Annotated in this window: 1 protein-coding gene; it reads right to left on the bottom strand. The window is 40.1% G+C overall.

From position 1 onward, the window contains the following. Window positions 1-3 precede the first annotated feature (3 nt). Complete coding sequence (locus tag R7O13_RS24835) at window positions 4-603, bottom strand: hypothetical protein (protein ID WP_318304934.1); 600 nt, start codon at window positions 601-603, stop codon at window positions 4-6. Window positions 604-975 lie beyond the last annotated feature (372 nt).

Raw genomic sequence — 975 nt, 5'->3', positions numbered from 1 at the left:
ATGTTATTGGAAAGGGTGCTTCGTCTTGAGATGCAATTGATGGCCTTTTGATTCAATGGTGCCACAAACGTTAGCATTGATTATATCGGTCGTACTGTGAGTCAAAATTTTACCAATAATGGTGTTGTACTTACCGTCAATATGAAGTGTCGACCCCGTTAGCTCTATATCCCCATCGATGAGAACATTATGCAGTTTTGTTGGGTAGGCCGACAGAAGGTCACCATAAATAACAGTGTGTTTGTTTTGGTAATCTTCAATGCTCGAAGCTTGCTCATTGTTAACCTTCAACTCGACTGAAAGCGAGCGAAGTGAGATGCGTTTATTAGGCTCACCAATTCGGTTATTGCCCTCTAAAACAATGCCTTGATGAGCTTCTAGTATGACTTCGTTCTCAGGTGAAGAGGAGATGATGGAATCACCAGCGGGTAATACGATCTTGCCATGGCAAAAAAAGGTAGTGTCTGTTCTTTGAATATCAAAAGAACTATGAGTTGAGCATATTTGGTTTAGCTCAGATGGTTTCGCAACGTCATAAACCGTTGCTTGTGCTGTTAACGGCATCAACATGGCCGTAGCAATAACGCAGTAAAGACGCATCATTAAGTATCCTAAATCTCGTGGAACTGAATGACATCAAGCGAGAGAAAATAAGTGTCTCAGAGAAATAGCGGCTAAATATTATTAGAAGAACCGCTTAGTTATTGAACTATGGGGATTTTTATTTCGTATGTCATACCATAGTGATGTAAGGATATTAGAACTTAGATGGGTTGTTTGTTCAATAGATAAATGTGACATAAGTCGCATTGATGGTGTAAGTATTTGTTAGTAAATGATAATAAAAGGTGAGGCTCTGCCAGAATAAGGCTAAGTGATGGCCTTATTCTGTACAATTATTCGTTACGCCGCGTGATCGAGCAGGGGAGCCATCTGATACAACTCCTCAAGAATGGCTTTGGTTTGTCGTGAATA

It is taken from the genome of Vibrio sp. Y176 (assembly GCF_033438945.1).
This window is presented reverse-complemented; position numbering and strand designations above follow the sequence as displayed.

Excerpts from the sequence above, each read along its gene's own strand:
- R7O13_RS24835 (WP_318304934.1), bottom strand. The coding sequence starts at position 603 with ATGATGCGTCTTTACTGCGTTATTGCTACGGCCATGTTGATGCCGTTA.